Annotated in this window: 15 protein-coding genes; 11 read left to right on the top strand and 4 right to left on the bottom strand. The window is 41.5% G+C overall.

Annotation, left to right across the window (positions count from 1 at the left end; genetic code table 11):
• Window positions 1-52 precede the first annotated feature (52 nt).
• The gene (locus G601_RS21570) at window positions 53-325 is read right to left on the bottom strand and encodes an HPr family phosphocarrier protein (protein WP_155829537.1); all 273 of its coding nucleotides are present in this window, start codon (window positions 323-325) and stop codon (window positions 53-55) included.
• Between the two features lie 276 nt (window positions 326-601).
• On the opposite strand from G601_RS21570, the gene G601_RS0102425 reads away from it, so the two are divergent.
• The 3 genes from G601_RS0102425 (at window position 602) to G601_RS0102415 (ending at window position 2,992) form a co-directional block, all read left to right on the top strand.
• On the top strand, window positions 602-1,255 hold the full coding sequence (locus G601_RS0102425; RefSeq protein ID WP_026664371.1) for a GDSL-type esterase/lipase family protein: 654 nt from the start codon (window positions 602-604) through the stop codon (window positions 1,253-1,255).
• Between the two features lie 185 nt (window positions 1,256-1,440).
• Window positions 1,441-1,998: a GNAT family N-acetyltransferase gene (locus G601_RS0102420; protein WP_026492537.1), complete on the top strand. Its 558-nt coding sequence runs from the start codon at window positions 1,441-1,443 to the stop codon at window positions 1,996-1,998.
• A gap of 4 nt (window positions 1,999-2,002) precedes the next feature.
• A complete protein-coding gene (locus tag G601_RS0102415; RefSeq protein WP_026664370.1) occupies window positions 2,003-2,992 on the top strand; it encodes a tRNA dihydrouridine synthase in 990 nt (329 codons plus the stop codon).
• A gap of 26 nt (window positions 2,993-3,018) precedes the next feature.
• Here G601_RS0102415 and G601_RS25950 read toward each other — a convergent pair whose 3' ends face one another.
• Entirely contained in the window at window positions 3,019-3,171 is a 153-nt protein-coding gene (locus G601_RS25950) for a hypothetical protein (protein WP_155834437.1), read from the bottom strand.
• A gap of 168 nt (window positions 3,172-3,339) precedes the next feature.
• Between G601_RS25950 and G601_RS0102405 the strand changes: the two genes are divergently transcribed.
• The 4 genes from G601_RS0102405 to G601_RS0102390 all read left to right on the top strand — a co-directional run bounded on the left by G601_RS0102405 (window position 3,340) and on the right by G601_RS0102390 (window position 6,405).
• Window positions 3,340-3,618, top strand: a complete 279-nt coding sequence (locus tag G601_RS0102405; protein WP_026492535.1) for an HU family DNA-binding protein — start codon at window positions 3,340-3,342, stop codon at window positions 3,616-3,618.
• 71 nt (window positions 3,619-3,689) lie between these two features.
• Window positions 3,690-4,196 carry a hypothetical protein gene (locus G601_RS0102400; protein WP_026492534.1) on the top strand — a complete coding sequence of 169 codons (507 nt, stop codon included), beginning with the start codon at window positions 3,690-3,692 and terminating at the stop codon, window positions 4,194-4,196.
• Between the two features lie 3 nt (window positions 4,197-4,199).
• The gene (locus tag G601_RS0102395) at window positions 4,200-5,636 is read left to right on the top strand and encodes an MATE family efflux transporter (protein ID WP_051205494.1); all 1,437 of its coding nucleotides are present in this window, start codon (window positions 4,200-4,202) and stop codon (window positions 5,634-5,636) included.
• A gap of 112 nt (window positions 5,637-5,748) precedes the next feature.
• A complete protein-coding gene (locus G601_RS0102390; RefSeq protein WP_026664368.1) occupies window positions 5,749-6,405 on the top strand; it encodes a bifunctional (p)ppGpp synthetase/guanosine-3',5'-bis(diphosphate) 3'-pyrophosphohydrolase in 657 nt (218 codons plus the stop codon).
• Window positions 6,406-6,480: 75 nt separating this feature from the next.
• Here the strand turns inward: G601_RS0102390 and G601_RS0102385 are convergent, their stop codons facing one another.
• On the bottom strand, window positions 6,481-8,913 hold the full coding sequence (locus tag G601_RS0102385) for a GH36-type glycosyl hydrolase domain-containing protein (protein WP_026664367.1): 2,433 nt from the start codon (window positions 8,911-8,913) through the stop codon (window positions 6,481-6,483).
• 319 nt (window positions 8,914-9,232) lie between these two features.
• Here G601_RS0102385 and G601_RS0102380 point away from each other — a divergent pair, with 319 nt between their 5' ends.
• From G601_RS0102380 to G601_RS0102365, 4 genes are all read left to right on the top strand, one after another.
• A complete protein-coding gene (locus tag G601_RS0102380; RefSeq protein WP_035786597.1) occupies window positions 9,233-10,264 on the top strand; it encodes a LacI family DNA-binding transcriptional regulator in 1,032 nt (343 codons plus the stop codon).
• Window positions 10,265-10,342: 78 nt separating this feature from the next.
• Window positions 10,343-11,848: an ABC transporter substrate-binding protein gene (locus G601_RS0102375; RefSeq protein WP_026664366.1), complete on the top strand. Its 1,506-nt coding sequence runs from the start codon at window positions 10,343-10,345 to the stop codon at window positions 11,846-11,848.
• Between the two features lie 161 nt (window positions 11,849-12,009).
• Entirely contained in the window at window positions 12,010-12,918 is a 909-nt protein-coding gene (locus G601_RS0102370) for a carbohydrate ABC transporter permease (RefSeq protein WP_026492528.1), read from the top strand.
• A 96-nt stretch (window positions 12,919-13,014) separates the two neighbouring features.
• A complete protein-coding gene (locus G601_RS0102365; protein WP_026492527.1) occupies window positions 13,015-13,869 on the top strand; it encodes a carbohydrate ABC transporter permease in 855 nt (284 codons plus the stop codon).
• Window positions 13,870-13,998: 129 nt separating this feature from the next.
• Here the strand turns inward: G601_RS0102365 and G601_RS27160 are convergent, their stop codons facing one another.
• Complete coding sequence (locus G601_RS27160) at window positions 13,999-16,767, bottom strand: carboxylesterase family protein (RefSeq protein ID WP_330368788.1); 2,769 nt, start codon at window positions 16,765-16,767, stop codon at window positions 13,999-14,001.
• Window positions 16,768-16,882: the final 115 nt, after the last annotated feature.

Genomic DNA, 16,882 nt, shown 5'->3' with positions numbered 1-16,882 from the left:
GAGCTTTTTAGCAAAAATAAAAGAGCTCAGATGAGCTCTTTTTTCATACATTTCAGCCAGTCACTAAATGACATTCCTGATAGCCACTGATAAGATCTGAGATTTTATTAGAATCTCCAATTACAGATACATATAAAGGTTTGAAAAGATTGAGTGAGAGAAGACCAATAATTGACTTACCGTCGATATAGCTGTGGCCGCTTCTTACATCAACCTGGCAAGATGACTTAGAGTTCATCTGCACAAACTTCATAATCTGTTTCTCGTTTTCAAGACTAATAGTTACATCCTTTGTCATGATCTTATTCGCGTATCTTCTACGCATCCCCCTATAAATTATTTTGTATAAAAAAATACAGACACAAAGATATCACAAAGTCATTTAAAATGCAATACCTACATGTAGATATGATAACTATATGAGTACAAAATATCGACATTGTTAGTTCAATATTGCATCAATATGTGTGTTAATTGCGACAAATTCAGAAAAAAAGGCTGAATTTCATAAAAAATCTATAAAAACACAGATTATTCATAATCTGTGTGGTATATTGTTTTTGTAAACGTAGAAAAATGTTGAAAGGGCTGGGTGACGCAAATGAAAAAGCTTCTTTTTTACGGTGATTCCAATGTTTACGGATTTGATCCCAGAGGAATGATGGGTGGTCGGCTTCCGGAATCTGAGAGATGGACCGATATTCTGGCAAAAAAAATGTACGGTGAATGGCGTGTTTTTGCTGACGGAATGAACGGAAGAGTAATTCCTGATAATGCATACTCGCTTCTTTCTCTTGATAAGACCGTACTTGAGAATAGTCCCCTTGATCTATTTGCGGTAATGCTGGGTACAAATGATCTTATAAATATGTCAGTTCCTGATGCAGAGACAGTTGCTTCTAAAATGAGAGATTTTGTTGAGCGTCAGCTGGAGCGTCAGGAATTTATAGATAATAAGACCGGTTTTCTTCTCATTTCTCCGCCAAGAATACTTCCTCATATGGATGAAAATCTTGAAGAAGCCGAGGCTCAGAGGAAGAGATTTTCCGCAGAGCTTGATATTATCGCCCAGGAAGTAGGCATTTTCTTTGCTGATGCCAGTGAATGGGATCTTGAGATGTCATTTGATGGGGTACATATGTCTGCTGAGGGACACGCATTATTTGCAGAAAAAATGGCTGACATTTTATCAAAAATTGATCTTACAGCTGAGAGACATGAAGCAGATGATTATGTTTGTGCATATCTCGCATAAAGCGTTTAGGAATAATTATGGTAATATTTAATTTCAAGAAAATCCACGAAGTTATCGACTTTGTGGATTTTTTATTGCATAATAGATGTATGAAAAATATTCAAATTAATGACTGAGTGAGTCATTAATTTACTTAAATATAGCAAATGATATGTATTTATATTTAGTAGTTTTTGGGGATCAAAATGAAGATAGAAGAGAGAAAAGTAACAACAAAAAGGGGAGAAGAATTCCAGCTTAGAACACCTACAAGGGACGATGCTGAGAAAGTCCTGGCCTTCAGGCGTGATGTGGCCGGTGAGACGATTTATCTGACCAGATATCCATATGAAATAGAGAATTCAGTAGAAAAAGAGGCAGAAATCCTCGGGAATTATAATAGAGCAGAGCATTTGGGCATGATAGCCATTTTTGATAAGAACAGGATAATAGGAATAACATCAGTCAGTCCTGTAGGAATTACCTTCAAAATGAGACACAGGGCCTCTGCAGAGCTTGTAGTGAGGAAAGAGTACTGGAATCTTGGTTTAGGGGCTCATTTGCTTGATCAGGCCATAGAGCTCGCCGGAATCTGTGGATATGAGCGTCTGGAGCTTAGCGTATTTGCCGATAATGCACGGGCACTGCGATTATATAAGAAAAAGGGATTCATAGAGTGTGGACAGGTTCCGCAGGCATTTAAGATGATGGATGGAACCTATCACGATGAAATCCTTATGTCCAAGAATTTGTGGAGATATTAGAACTATGAGAAACACTTTTGCACCGATGGAAGGCATAACAATTTATTGTTATAGGAATACCCATCATAAATACTTTGGCGAGGGGCTGGATTATTATTACACGCCCTTTTTATCAGTTTATAAGCATCATTCCATTAAAAAGCGCGATATGCGTGAAATACTTCCGGAAAACAATGCAGATAACGGGTTACGAATAATCCCGCAGATTATGGCCAATGATTCCGATGAAATCATATGGGCCTTAAATTACCTTCATGAGCGTGGATATGACGAAATAAATTTAAATATGGGATGTCCTGTCGGAACGGTAGTTAGTAAAAATAAGGGATCGGGCATGCTGTCGGATCCGGACAGGCTCTATGAGATATTTAGCAGAGTTTTTGAAGATAAAATAACAAACGAAATCAAATTTACGGCTAAAACACGCCTTGGATTAACAGATCCTCACGAGTTTGAAAACATACTTCCGGTCCTTAATAAGTTCCCTTTTGCAGCGGTTATCATTCACCCAAGGGTACGGACACAGATGTATAAAGGAACTCCGGATATGGAGATGTTTAAATGGGCATACGATAACAGTACTAATCCCGTGGGCTACAATGGGAATATTTTCGTGCCACAGGACTATGACAATATCATAAATAATTACCCTGATCTATATGAGATTATGATGGGAAGAGGTCTTGTTGCAAATCCTGCTCTTGCACGGGAGATAATTGGCGGTAAAGAGATGTCTCTGGACGAATTAAAGGGATTTATGACGGATCTTGAGAAAAATTTTAAGATAGAGATTCCTGCAGACGAATCCATAATGCATAAAATGAAGGAGATATGGTTTTATGTAGGGAATCTTTTGGTAACAAAGGATGGAGCTGAATCAGAACCGCTGATTCATAAGATAAGGACCGCAAAAAATATAGCTGAATACAGAAATGCAGTCAGGAATGTGTACAGAGAATGCGCTATGAAGGGCCACGACAACAAAACATCATGATACTATGATGTCAAAACGGATATAGCTTATTCGGCCCCGGAGTCTTTCATAAGCATCTCATGGATGGCCTTAGCCAATACTTCATCGGGAGCGGCCTTAAGCTTTTTCGCTTTTTCACCCTCCTCAGGCTTGCTAGGAATATCCTGTAATTCAGCATCTTTTTGATTTTCAGCGCCCATAATCCCCCTCCAATTCAGATTATTTGCTATATAAATAATAATAACACTAATCTGTGAAATAGGACATAAATTCATCTAAATGCGAAAAACCGTATAAAAGCGTTGATTTAGATGATAGTTAGTGTTAGAATTGCTTTAGTTTCAAAAAACCTAAAAGGGGGAATAAAAATGAATAAAACAGAACTTGTAGAAGCTATTGCAAAGGAAACAGGTCTTTCCAAGAAGGATTCAGAGAAGGCTGTAAAGGCTTTCATCGATGTAGTTTCCAAAACACTTAAGAAGAAGGATAAGGTTCAGCTCGTTGGCTTTGGTACTTTCGAGACCACAAAGAGAGCAGCTAGAACTGGTAAGAACCCTCAGACTGGTGATACCATCAAGATTCCTGCTTCTATCGCTCCGAAGTTCAAGGCTGGTAAAGCCCTGAAGGATCTTGTAAACAAGAAGTAATTTAGATCATGAACTTAGACCCCGGAGTACTACGGTATTCCGGGGTTTTTCAATGTAAAAGAGGAAGTATTATGAAAAAAATTGTTAAATCTTTTGTAGTTACACTTGTAGTAGTATTGGCAATCGGTGCTATTTATCTTTATAGCAAGGATTCACTTTTTAAAAGTGAAAATGCAGACAGTACAGAGGAAGCAGCTGCTGAAAACACTGATGATTCCAAGAGCGGTGGAATAACGGGTGCTATAGAAGATGCAAAAAAGGAAGTAATCAAGAGTGTAGCCAAGACAGTTGTTGATAAGGCTGTAGAGCAGTATGCAGGCGAGTCCAGTTCAGAGGTTAAGGAGATGCTTGATTCTGTATCTGAGGAAGATAAGGATAAGGTTACTGATATTATTGTAGATAATATGTCAATTGAGGACATGTCAGATGTTCAGGAATACATCAGCAATAAGGATGTTGACGGACTTAAGGACTATGCTAAGGATAAGCTTACAGAGGAAGATTATTCCGAGCTTACTGATATTCTGGAGAAGTACTCAAACGAAGCTGCAGATAAATTGGATGGAGTTTCAAATTAAATTATGAAAAAAAGCGATATGACAGTCGAGGAAGCTTTAAAGATTAAGCTTCCCCTGAAGGAATGTCTTATCGGCGAACCGCATTTTTACAGAAAAGTGGCAATGGTAGTATTGCCAATGATCATACAGAATACATTATCTAACGTGGTGGGTCTGCTTGATAACATTATGGTAGGTCAGGTAGGAACACTGGCTATGTCAGCTGTCGCAATTGTCAATCAGCTGATGTTCGTTTTTATGTTATGTGTCTGGGGCGCGCTTGCGGGTGCCGGGATATTCGGAACACAATTTTTTGGAAAAAGAGATTATGATGGAGTGAGGATCACCATGCGTTTTAAACTGATAGTTGCGCTGGTGATTTCTGTTTCTGCAGTAATTATTTTCAGTATTGCAGGAAAAAGCCTCATTGAACTATATATAGCTGCGGATACACCTGCTAAGGAAGCAGAGGAGACGCTGAGACTTGCTAAGAATTATCTTGATATTATGCTGATTTCGCTGGTTCCCTTTGGATTGACTCAGGTTTATTCCGGAACAATACGAGAATCAGGAAAAACTACGCTGCCTATGGTTGCAAGTATGACCGCGATGGTAATTAACTTTGTATTTAATTTCATCCTTATTTTCGGTCATTTCGGATTTTCCAAGATGGGTGTGGCCGGAGCAGCAATTGCAACTGTTATTTCAAGATTCGTAGAAGTGGGAATAGTAATAATACGAGGCCATTTATGTTCAGATGAATATCCGTTCCTGGTTGGAGTTTATAAGAACTTCCATGTACCGACTAATATGATATGGCCAATAATGTCCAAGAGCTTACCGCTTCTTGCCAATGAGTTTTTATGGAGTCTTGGCCAGGCAGTACTTCTGCAGAGCTACTCCATACGTGGAATAGAAGTAATAGCAGCAATGAATATTGCTAATACCATAGCGCAGATATTCAACGAAGTGTTTATATCTCTTGGTAACTCTACGTCGATAGTTGTAGGACAGGAGCTTGGTGCAGAGCATTTTGTGCAGGCAAGAGTATATGCATGGAGAATGGCTGCACTTAGCATAACAAGCTGCTTTGTGATGGGTGCGCTTCTGTATTCAGTATCGCCTGTTATCCCTCAAATATACAATACAGAGCCTGAAATCAGGAATCTTGCTATGGAATTTATCAGAGTAGTAGCAGTGGTAATGCCGGTAAATGCCTTCGCAAATGTAGCATATTTCACGCTAAGATCCGGCGGAAAGACCCTTGTGACCTTCCTGTTTGACAGCTGCTTTACATGGGCTGTGAGCGTTCCTGTTTCAAGAATACTTGCAGGATATGTGATAATGCCTGTTGTGATGGTTTATTTCTGCGTTTGCTCACTTGAGCTTATAAAGAGTACAATAGGATTTATACTGGTGAAAAAGGGCGTCTGGGTTCGTAATATAGTTAACAGACAATAAAATAATAAAGATTTAATAAAAGGATACCTCACAAAGATTCATTGATGTGGTATCCTTTTTTTATACCGCAACGATAAAGTCTTTTGTTGGCAACCCTTAAATGGAGAGAGCTATGGATTCAGAAAAACCATCATGGATCCTTAATGAAAAGATTTTTTCAGAGGATCACATGTTTACACGTCTAATGGGATATGCGTTAGAGGAGAATCTTTCAGAGACATATCAGGCATTGTATTATGCCAGGGATAAGCATGAAGGACAGGAGAGAAAGAAGAATCCGATCACGCAGGATGATATTCCATACATAACACATCCTTTGATGATGGCGTGTCATGCGCATGCTATGGGAATAAAGGATGATCAGGTTCTGGCTACGATTTTACTGCATGATGTATGCGAGGATTGTGGTGTAAAACCGGAAAAATTGCCGTTTTCAGTGCCGGTAAAGCGTGCAGTGGCATTATTGACCAAGCCGGACGATTTTTCTGATACTGAGGAAGCAAGGAAGCGATATTTTGACGGTATTGCTACCAACAGCACAGCATCGATAGTAAAAGCTCTCGACAGATGCAACAATGTATGTCTGATGTCACTGGCTTTTTCCAAAGAAAAAATCATAGAATATGTTGAGGAGACTCAGGACTATGTATATCCGCTTCTGGAAAAGATGAAATATGATAATCCGGAATACAATGATGCGGTTTTCCTGATCAAATATCAGCTTAGAAGTGCAATAGAGACAATAAAGGCATTTATATTAAAAGAATAACATGTGTTACAAATGAAAACCCACAGACCGTCTGGCCTGTGGGTTTTTTTGGAGGTTTGAAAAATAGAAAGTATATTAGCCCATGATTGCTTCAACGTTGTATTCAGAAACTGAAGGATCGTGAGGTATAACGGTTCCTTCGATTTCCTTACCGTTTACTATGAGCTTTTTAATACCTTTTTCTGTTCCGTTTGTCTTTACAGAGATATTGTATGTTGCGCCTCTGTACTTTCTTGTGAGCTCGAAATCACCGAAATCAGCAGGAACGCAAGGATCTACTGATAAGCCCTTGTGTGTAGGATAGATTCCGAGGATATACTGTGAAATATTAACAAATGTCCAAGCTGCTGTACCTGTGAGCCAGCTGTTCTTACCCTGACCGTGGAACTTAGCATCTCTTCCTGCAACCATCTGTGAATATACATAAGGCTCTGTGCAGTGGATATCACTGATCTCCTCTACATAAGCAGGGCATGTCTTCTGATAGATCTCAAATGCTCTGTTGCCATGTCCGAGAACTGTCTCTGCGATGGAAACCCAAGGGTTATTGTGGCAGAAGATACCAGCATTTTCTTTGTATCCCGGAGGATATGAGCTAACCTCACCAAGCTCGAGGTGATACTCTGTATAAGCGGGCTGAAGGATCATTACACCATACTTTGTATCAAGGCGCTCTTTTACGCTCTTAAGAGCCTTCTCTGCGAGACCTTCCTTAACACCGATACCTGCAAGTACGCAGAAGCCCTGGGGCTCGATGTAGATCTGACCTTCCTTACACTCGTGTGAACCAACCTTGTTGGAGTGTGCATCATAAGCACGAACGAACCATTCGCCGTCCCAACCAGCTGTGCAAACAGCGTCATACATCTTCTTAACTTCAGCACGAGCTCTCTCAGCTTCAGCGTTGTCGCCCTTAAGCTCGCATAACTGAGCGTATTCTTCACCATATTTAACGAACATACCTGCGATAAATACTGACTCAGCAACAGGGCCTTCGCTGGGACCAAAGGTCTGGAAGGATTCACCGGGATGAGCTGAGAAGCAGTTGAGGTTCAGGCAGTCATTCCAGTCTGCACGTCCGATAAGAGGCAGATCATGAGGACCCTTGTGGTTAACGATGTAATCGAAGCTTCTCTTTAAGTGGTTCATAAGAGGTGTAGCAACGGTCATATCGTTATCAAAAGGTACAGACTCATCAAGGATTGACATATCACCTGTTTCTCTAATATATGCGCTGGTACCTGCGATCAGCCACAGCGGATCATCATTAAATCCTGAACCGATGTCTGAGTTACCCTTCTTTGTAAGGGGCTGGTACTGGTGGTATGCGCTACCATCCTGGAACTGAGTAGAAGCGATATCGATGATACGCTCTCTTGCTCTGTCGGGAATGAGATGAACGAAACCAAGAAGATCCTGACAAGAATCTCTAAAGCCCATTCCACGGCCGATTCCGGACTCATAGTAGGAAGCAGAACGTGACATGTTGAAGGTAACCATGCACTGATACTGGTTCCAGATATTAACCATACGGTCAACCTTTTCATTACCTGACTTGATGTGGTAGATGGAAAGGAGGTTATCCCAATAGCTGTTGAGCTCAGCAAGAGCCTTCTCAACATCAGCATCTGACTGATACTTTGCAAGGAGCTCATTAGCAGGCTTCTTATTGATAATTCCGTGTGATTCCCACTTCTGATCTTCAGGATTCTCAACATAGCCGAGAACGAAGTTGAAGGTCTTGGTCTCACCGGGAGCAAGTGTTACATCGATCTGGTGAGCTGCGATGGGTGACCAGCCGCTTGCTACAGAGTTTGTAAGCTTTCCTGCAAATACAGCGTCCGGATGATCAGGACCATTATATAAACCGAGGAATGCATCACGGCTTGTGTCGATGGCATCAACCTTAGTATTTACTGAATATACAGCGTAGTGGTTTCTTCTCTCACGATACTCTGTCTTATGGAAAATAGTAGAATCTACTATCTCAACTTCACCGGTACTTAAGTTACGCTGGAAGTTCTTCATATCGTCATCTGCGTTCCACAGACACCACTCAACATAAGAGAAAAGCTGAATCTTCTTCTCTGAAGAGCCGTTATTTGTAAGCTCTACATGAGATACTTCGCAGGTATCATTCATGGGAACGAAGGAAAGAACAGAAGCCTTAACACTGTTCTTCTCAGATGTAAACTTACTATATCCTAAACCATGACGGCACTCGTAGGAATCAAGCTCAGTCTTAACAGGCTGCCAGCCGGGATTCCAAACTGTCTCGCCATCCTTAATATAGAAGTATTTACCATTGTTATCATAAGGTACGTTGTTATAACGATATCTTGTAAGACGAAGAAGCTTTGCATCCTTATAAAAAGAATAGCCACCACATGTATTAGAAATAAGCGAAAAGAAATCCTTATTGCCAAGGTAGTTAATCCAGGGCAGGGGAGTCTTTGGTGTAGTGATGACATATTCACGATTCTTGTCATCGAAAAATCCGTATTTCATCGATATTCCTCCTAAAAAAATCTTAAACGATTAAGAATTGTTTGCTAAAGTGATTATATAGTGTAAACTCCTACATTTCAAGACATTTTTAAATGTAGCAAGGAAGCTTAAAAACGGGAAAATTTTCGCTGCGTTTAAGGAAATAAGCGGTGTTAACCCAAAATTTATGAAAAATATAAAATTATTTAAGTTTAAATTTGTAAATTAATCACAAAAAGATACAATATGCACAACAAAATCAAAATAATATATTGATTTCATGGAAAATGTGATGTATATTCAAGTTACGAAAACGTTTTAGGAAAATTAAGGGGGACAGATGTCAGCACGTAAAAGAGTTTCATTGAAAGATATTGCAGCCGCGTGCAAGGTATCTGTCGCAACAGTTTCAAAAGCATTAAATGACCAAGCCGACATCGGCCAGGAAACAAAAGATCTTGTTCGCGAAACAGCAGAGGCAATGGGATATTTTCCCAATTTTGCAGCTAAAGCGTTAAAAACTAATCGTACATATAATATAGGACTTTTGTTCATGGATGACTCACAGAGCGGATTGACACATAACTATTTCGCCAGAGTGATCGAAAGCTTCAAAAAGAAGATTGAGGAGAAAGGTTACGACCTTACCTTTATAAGTAATAACAGAAGTTCTCAGGGGTATATGTCATATCTTGCACATGCGAGATACAGAAACTTCGACGGCGTGGCAATAGCCTGCGTTGACTTCTACAAGCCTGAAGTTGAGGAGCTTGTAAGAGGAAACATACCGGTTGTTACCATTGACCATGTGTTCAATGACAGATCCGCTATTATATCGGATAACGTCATGGGCATTAAGGATCTGCTTACATATATCTATGGAATGGGACATAGGAAAATCGCCTATATCCATGGTTCGGATTCAGCAGTTACTCAGAGCCGTATAAAGAGCTTTTACAAAACCGCGATGGACTTTGGCCTGGAGATTCCGGATGAGTATGTACTTGAGGTTGAATATCGCGACACTGTAGGTGCTCAGAGGGCAACAGAGAAACTTTTGGAATTAAGTGACAGACCAACTTGCATATTATATCCCGATGATTTTGCCACCTTTGGAGGCATAAATGCTATTAAACAGAAGGGATTAAGAATACCAGATGATATTTCAATTGCCGGATATGACGGAATTGATATAGCAATGAAGTACAGTCCACAATTTACAACAATTGTTCAGGATACAGATCTTATTGGTAGGAAAGCAGCTGAGAAGCTTATTGATTCCATAGAGAATCCACGAACGACTCTCAGTGAACAGGTTATTGTTCCTGGTCACCTCAATGAGGGCGAAACAGTCAAAAGACTTATTTCATAACGGTTTAAGACAGCAGAAGCTGTTTTAAATATACAACTAATCATTTTCATTATTAAATGAAACGGGAGGTACAATTTCATGAAAAGAAAGTTACTTGGTGTATTACTTTCAACAACAATGGTAGCTGGCGTGATCGCTGGTTGTGGCGGAAACAATGCTGCACCTGCAACAGAAGCACCCGCTGAGGAAGCATCAACAGAAGATGCTGCTGAGGCTCCTGCTGAGACAACAGAGGATGCTGCTGAGACAACAGAAGAGGCAACAGAGGATGCTGCTGAGTCAACAGAAGAGGCAACAGAGGATGCTGCTGAGTCAACTGAGGAAGCTACAGCAGAGGTTGCAGCTGACGAGGGTAAGGTTCTTAACATCTATGCTTGGAACGAAGAGTTCAAGTCAAGACTTACAGACCACTATAAGGGATATGAAGAGGTTGACGCTACTCACGGTAAGATCGGTGATGTTGATGTAGTTTGGAACATCACTCCCAGTGAGAACAATGCTTATCAGAACAACCTTGATGAGACACTTCTTAAGCAGGATAGCGCAGCTGCAGATGACAAGATCGATCTTTTCCTTGTTGAGGCTGACTACGCTCTTAAATATGTAGATACAGATTACACAATGCCTATGGCTGATCTTGGTATCACAGATGCTGACCTTGCTGATCAGTATTCTTACACACAGGCAATTGTTACAGATAGCAACGGTAAGCTTAAGGGCTCATCATGGCAGGCTTGCTCAGCAGGTCTTATCTACAACCGTGATGCTGCTAAGGATGTTCTTGGAACAGACGATCCTGATGAAGTACAGGCTGCTGTAGCAGATTGGGATAAGTATGTAGAGACAGCTAAGGCTGCTGAGGAAAAAGGCTACACAATGTGTTCTGTAAACGACACATATCGTACATATTCAAACAACGTATCCGGTAAGTGGGTACAGGATGGCAAGCTTACTATCGATGATAACCTTATGAACTGGATCAACGATTCTAAGGAACTTGTAGACGCTAAGGCTGAGAACACATATGACCTTTGGGGCGATGACTGGGCAAAGGGTAAGACTCCCGATGGAAAGATCTTCTGCTACTTTGGACCCGCTTGGTTCTTCAACTTCTGCCTTGACGCTGATCAGGACGGCACAATCGCTAACAACGGTGGTTGGGGATACTGTGTAGGACCGCAGTCATACTACTGGGGCGGCACATGGATCTGCGCAGCAACAGGTACAGACAACGCTGGTCTTGTTAAGGATATCATCCTTACAATGACAACTGACAAGGACGTTCTTAAAGAGATCGCACAGAAGGATGCTGACTGTGTAAACAGCAAGTCAGTTCTTGCAGAGCTCGCTTCTGATGATTCAGGTAACCTTGCACTTCTTGGTGGACAGAACCCTTACAAGCAGCTTGCAGAAGGTGCTGAGAAGGTTGATCTTTCAAACCTTTCCGCATACGATCAGGGATGTAACGAAGAGTTCCAGAAGGCTGCAAAGAACTACTTCGAAGGCAATGCTACTCTTGACGAGGCGCTTGATATGTTCAAGAAGGCTGTAGTTGAGAAGTATCCTGAGGTTACAGCTGACTGATTTAATAACTAAAAAATATAGGCTAAAGCCTGTAGGTTAGATTATTAGGGGAATTTAAGCAGGGCGCATGGAATTATCCACTGCGCCCTGTATAATGAAGAATTTTAACTATTTAAAGACTAAACACCCAATTTTTTGGAAAAGATAGAAAGAGGATGCTTATGAAAAAAAAGAGTAAAGTAGTAAGCTACAATAAGTGGGGATACATTTTTCTTATACCTTTTGTTGTTGTTTACCTTGTTTTCCAGATGATACCGCTTGTATCAACAATCTATAATTCATTTTTTGAAAATTACCGTTCAGGTCTTACACAGGTTGGACCTAACTTCGTAGGATTACAGAACTATTTAACAATTATCACAAACGGCGATCTGCCGACTTACACAGTCAATACACTCATTATGTGGGTTATGGGCTTTGTACCTCAGATCATTCTTTCACTTCTTCTTGGTGCATGGTTCACAGATCCTTCACTGAGACTTAAGGCACAGGGATTTTTCAAAACAGTTATTTATATGCCTAACCTTATCATGGCATCAGCATTCTCAATGCTGTTCTTCACACTGTTTGCAAACACTGGCCCGATCAACTCACTTCTTTTACAGCTTGGAGTAATTAAAGAAGCATATCAGTTCATGTCACACGTATGGTCAGTTCGTTCACTTGTAGCATTCATGAACTGTGTTATGTGGTTTGGAAATACGACGATTCTTCTGATGGCAGGAATGATGGGTATCGACCCTTCACTCTTCGAGGCAGCTCAGGTTGACGGAGCTACAGCTACTCAGATTTTCTATAAAATTACATTACCGCTGCTCAAGCCTATTCTTATCTTTGTTATGATTACATCACTTATCGGTGGACTTCAGATGTTCGATGTTCCTCAGATTCTTACAAACGGAACCGGAGATCCGATGCGTTCATCAATGACACTGATTATGTATCTGAATAAGCATCTGTTCAGCAAGAACTATGGTCTTGGTGGCGCGCTTTCAGTATTCATGTTCATCATAACAGGTATACTCAGCCTTATAGTATTTAAGTTTACAGCTTCACCTGAAAAGAAATAAGACTGATACAGATTAACAACATCTGTTATCGTTAGTATAAGAAAGGATTATAATATGTCAGCATCTACAACAGCAGTAATGGCGAATACAAGCTTAATGGCAGGACAGAAGGAAAATGGTGCTTCTGTCCGTGTCAGAAGAATAATTGCATATATCGTGCTGGGCCTTGTAACTTTCCTCTGCCTGTTCTGGTTTTATGTTCTTTTTATCAATGCAACCAGATCTCATCAGGAGCTTAGTGGAGGATTTACAGCGATACCCAGTACTCATCTTATTGAAAACTGGACTAACCTTAAAAATGGTACATTACCTATATTTAATGGTATTTTTAACTCACTTTTGATTGCAGTTGTTACTGCAGTACTTTCAACATATTTCTCAACTATGACAGCTTATGCAATCCATGCATACGACTTCAAGTTTAAGAAATTTATGTTCACCTTCATTCTTATGGTCATGATGATTCCTGCACAGGTTACTGCGCTTGGTTTCCTTCAGTTGATCGGCAAGATGGGACTTGATGATTCATTTATCCCGCTTACAATTCCTGCAATTGCAGCACCTTCTGTATTCTTCTATATGAAGCAGTACATGGATTCAACACTTCCTCTTTCACTTATCGAGGCAGCAAGAATTGATGGATCAGGTGAGTTCAGAACCTTTAACAGCATTGTAGTACCGCTTATGAAACCCGCTATCGCTGTTCAGGCTATCTTCACATTTGTAAGCAGCTGGAATAACTACTTCACACCTGCACTTGTACTTCACACAGATACAAAGAAGACACTTCCTATTCTGATCGCACAGCTTCGTGCAGCAGACTGGTTGAAGTTCGATATGGGACAGGTTTATGTAATGATCGCATTCTCAATCTTCCCTGTAATTGTTGTATATCTTCTCCTTTCAAGATACATCGTTGGTGGTGTTACACTTGGTGGTGTAAAGGGTTGATATAGTATAGGTTATACTTACTCTTTTTAAATAAGCGTTAGTAAGAGAATACCCGCGGCATTCCCCAATGCCGCGGGTTTTTTATTTAAAATAAGATTCCGACCCACTAAATGCGGGCCGGAATTTATATTAGTGTATAAACTCAAAGCTCTTAAGGGAGCAGCTTCCGCTTCCTACGAAGGTGAGATAAAGGGCATTTACGCCTGTTATCGGGGCAAAGCTGCAGGTACCCTCTGTCCAGATGTTCTGAGAATTAACATCAATTTCTCCGAGAACCTCGCCGTCCCACTTAGTCTTAACCTGAACCTTACCGTTGAAATATCCTCTGGTCTTGATCTTAAGACCACTGACAGCCTTCATATCGAAGTATTTATAGCCTGCTGTTGAGTTATTTCCAAGCTGTCTGATATATCCGATCTCACGATCACCATCACCGCCATCCTGAACAACTCTGGGGCCTTCCTTACCTACATATATCTCATGTGCCTCTGTAAACAGGTTACAAGCGATGTATGAAGGATATTCACCTATATCTGTTAAAGGACCGTTATTTAGGCCACAAGAGGTGATTTCAGCCTGTATTATGCTTCCGTCAGGTCTGAATTCAAGCTTCTCTGCACAGCCCTGTCTGCTATACCAGGTGTTATTTGTATGTCTGTGATAGAAGATATACCAGGAATCGCCTATCTGAACCATACTTCCGTGGTTATTTGCGCCGCAGGCCATGGACATTGAAGCATCCTTATAGGAATCAATGTGAAGGTCACAGTTACTTACGATAACTCCGCCATAGGAGAAGGGACCTTCCGGGCTGTCGGAGGTAGCATAGCAGAGCTCGTGCATAACCTCTGAGGAGTAGATAAAGAAGTATCTTCCGTCCTTTTTGCGGATGGAAGGAGCTTCAAAGAAGGCATGTCCTTCATATTCTGTGCCCTTGCTGTAGCAGCTGCCGGGAGCAACAATCACAGGAGCTTTTTCAACTGTGAGCATATCGGGACCAAGCACAGTCAGCATAGTGCCGTGTCTTGAGGTATCGCCCTGTCCGCAGAAACCCGTGAACAGATAAGTCTTATCGCCCTCTGTGAGAACACCGGGATCAAACTGAGGCTCATCACCCTCTTTTTCACCAAGCTTTGTTCCGTCCGGATAGTGAACGTATCCAAGGAACTCGTATCTTCCTGCAGGAGTATCGCATACTGCAACGGAAACGATTGATATTTTATCGAGTACATAATAAAGATAATATCTGCCATCCGGACCTACTGTGACGTCAGGTGCATAGAGGCACATATGACCGTCCTTGTTAAGCGGATCTGCTGTCTTGGGATAAATAACGCCCTCATAATGCCAGTCTCCAAGACTGTTTAAAGGAGCGGACCAGCATACATAGTCGCCAAGGCAGAAGGTTTCGCCGTTGTAAAGGTCGTGTGAACCGTATACATAAACTCTGTCACCGAATACATAGGGCTCTCCGTCCGGAATGTATTCCCAGGAAGGGAGATAGGGGTTAAGAGCCTGCTTTTTACCTGTGATTCCAAGTCTTATGCCGCCTTCCTTCTGAGGAACAGCGCCTCTACCGTCAAATACCATCTCGGCGCGGTTTTTGTCTGTATAGGGTTCCCAAACGGGAAGATCTTCGCCGTCCCAGCCTTTTCCGTTAGGATCGCCTGTTTTAATGAAGTTGGCGAACATATCGCACATCTGCCTTGCAAGCTTGAAATGGCGGCCTTCCATAGGTCTCCAGCACTTACCAAGTGTCTCAAAGAAGAACCAGAGGTCAACTGAATGGAAGGTTCCGGGTGTATCCTCGCCCGGGATATCGGGATCGAATCTATAATAGTAGTGGTTCTGATTTCTGCCGTTCTTTTCAGCGTCAAGAAAAACAGTCTTAACTGAGGATTCAACGCTGCTTTCACCATCAATCTGGAATTCATCGGAAGTATTTCCCGAGATAACAGGAACAGGTGCATTTCGTCCTTCAAGGAATTTGACTGCAGGATCCTCCTTGCAGAATACACCATCCTGGAAGGGGAACATTCTGCGATGATTCTGGGCAAATTCACCATATTTCTCTCTAAGTGTAAATACATCAATGCTTCTTGCTTCTTCAAGAGATTTTACACCGATAAATTCAAAGAATTCCTCGCCAAGCTTCTCAGCCTCAGTTAAATTCAGGGGTCTAAAAATATCTTCTGTCATTTTTGGATTGTGGATCATACCGCTTATAACAACAGCACCCTTGATCTTATCAAAGTTATCATCGCATGCAAGCTGATGCATTGTGCTGCCGCCACCTGCGGACTGTCCTGAAATAGTGATCTGGTCGGGATTTCCGCCAAATGCTGCTATATTTCTGTAAACCCATTCAAGACCGGCCTTCTGGTCAAGGAGACCGAAGTTTCCGGGTGCCTGGGGTGCTTCCTTGGTAATTTCTGGATGAGCTAAGAAGCCCAGGTGATTTAAGCGGTAATTTACGCTTACAACGACGATTCCGCGTCTTGCGAGCTTTTCACCGTCAAATTCCATCTCTGCTGTGTACCCCCACTGGAATCCGCCACCAAAGTACCATACAAGTACGGGAAGCTTCTCGTCGGTTTTCTTTGCAGGTGTCCATACATTGAGGTAGAGGCAGTCCTCATCCATGGGAATCTCAGGATCTACGTGCCATTCCTTGCAGTAAATATCGGTTCCGAGACCGGGAGTATCCTGCACGGAAATAGGTCCAAATTCATAGGCTTCTAACACGCCGTCCCAGTTTTCACAGGGCTGGGGTGCACGCCATCTGTTTTTGCCTACAGGCGGAGCTGCAAAGGGAATACCTTTATATACGGTAATTCTAGGGTCTGAGCCGGGAAGGCCTCTGACCTCGCCGTTCTCTACTTTTGTCTGTCTTAACATACCTTGTATCCTCCATATAGAAAAAGTTTCTTAATATACCTAATCTCTACTCTGATTTTAGCTACATAGGTTTTTGAAGGTCTATGCGAATCTTGCTATTTAGCTTCTAAAGATT

Origin of the sequence: Butyrivibrio sp. FC2001, assembly GCF_000424125.1 — a bacterium.
Classification (GTDB): Bacteria; Bacillota; Clostridia; order Lachnospirales; family Lachnospiraceae; genus Butyrivibrio.
This window is presented reverse-complemented; position numbering and strand designations above follow the sequence as displayed.

Excerpts from the sequence above, each read along its gene's own strand:
- G601_RS0102375 (WP_026664366.1), top strand. The coding sequence starts at position 10,343 with ATGAAAAGAAAGTTACTTGGTGTATTACTTTCAACAACAATGGTAGCT.
- G601_RS0102405 (WP_026492535.1), top strand. The coding sequence starts at position 3,340 with ATGAATAAAACAGAACTTGTAGAAGCTATTGCAAAGGAAACAGGTCTT.
- G601_RS0102385 (WP_026664367.1), bottom strand. The coding sequence starts at position 8,913 with ATGAAATACGGATTTTTCGATGACAAGAATCGTGAATATGTCATCACT.
- G601_RS0102365 (WP_026492527.1), top strand. The coding sequence starts at position 13,015 with ATGGCAGGACAGAAGGAAAATGGTGCTTCTGTCCGTGTCAGAAGAATA.
- G601_RS0102395 (WP_051205494.1), top strand. The coding sequence starts at position 4,200 with ATGAAAAAAAGCGATATGACAGTCGAGGAAGCTTTAAAGATTAAGCTT.
- G601_RS0102390 (WP_026664368.1), top strand. The coding sequence starts at position 5,749 with ATGGATTCAGAAAAACCATCATGGATCCTTAATGAAAAGATTTTTTCA.
- G601_RS0102415 (WP_026664370.1), top strand. The coding sequence starts at position 2,003 with ATGAGAAACACTTTTGCACCGATGGAAGGCATAACAATTTATTGTTAT.
- G601_RS21570 (WP_155829537.1), bottom strand. The coding sequence starts at position 325 with ATGCGTAGAAGATACGCGAATAAGATCATGACAAAGGATGTAACTATT.
- G601_RS27160 (WP_330368788.1), bottom strand. The coding sequence starts at position 16,767 with ATGTTAAGACAGACAAAAGTAGAGAACGGCGAGGTCAGAGGCCTTCCC.
- G601_RS0102425 (WP_026664371.1), top strand. The coding sequence starts at position 602 with ATGAAAAAGCTTCTTTTTTACGGTGATTCCAATGTTTACGGATTTGAT.
- G601_RS0102370 (WP_026492528.1), top strand. The coding sequence starts at position 12,010 with ATGAAAAAAAAGAGTAAAGTAGTAAGCTACAATAAGTGGGGATACATT.
- G601_RS0102380 (WP_035786597.1), top strand. The coding sequence starts at position 9,233 with ATGTCAGCACGTAAAAGAGTTTCATTGAAAGATATTGCAGCCGCGTGC.
- G601_RS0102420 (WP_026492537.1), top strand. The coding sequence starts at position 1,441 with ATGAAGATAGAAGAGAGAAAAGTAACAACAAAAAGGGGAGAAGAATTC.
- G601_RS25950 (WP_155834437.1), bottom strand. The coding sequence starts at position 3,171 with ATGGGCGCTGAAAATCAAAAAGATGCTGAATTACAGGATATTCCTAGC.
- G601_RS0102400 (WP_026492534.1), top strand. The coding sequence starts at position 3,690 with ATGAAAAAAATTGTTAAATCTTTTGTAGTTACACTTGTAGTAGTATTG.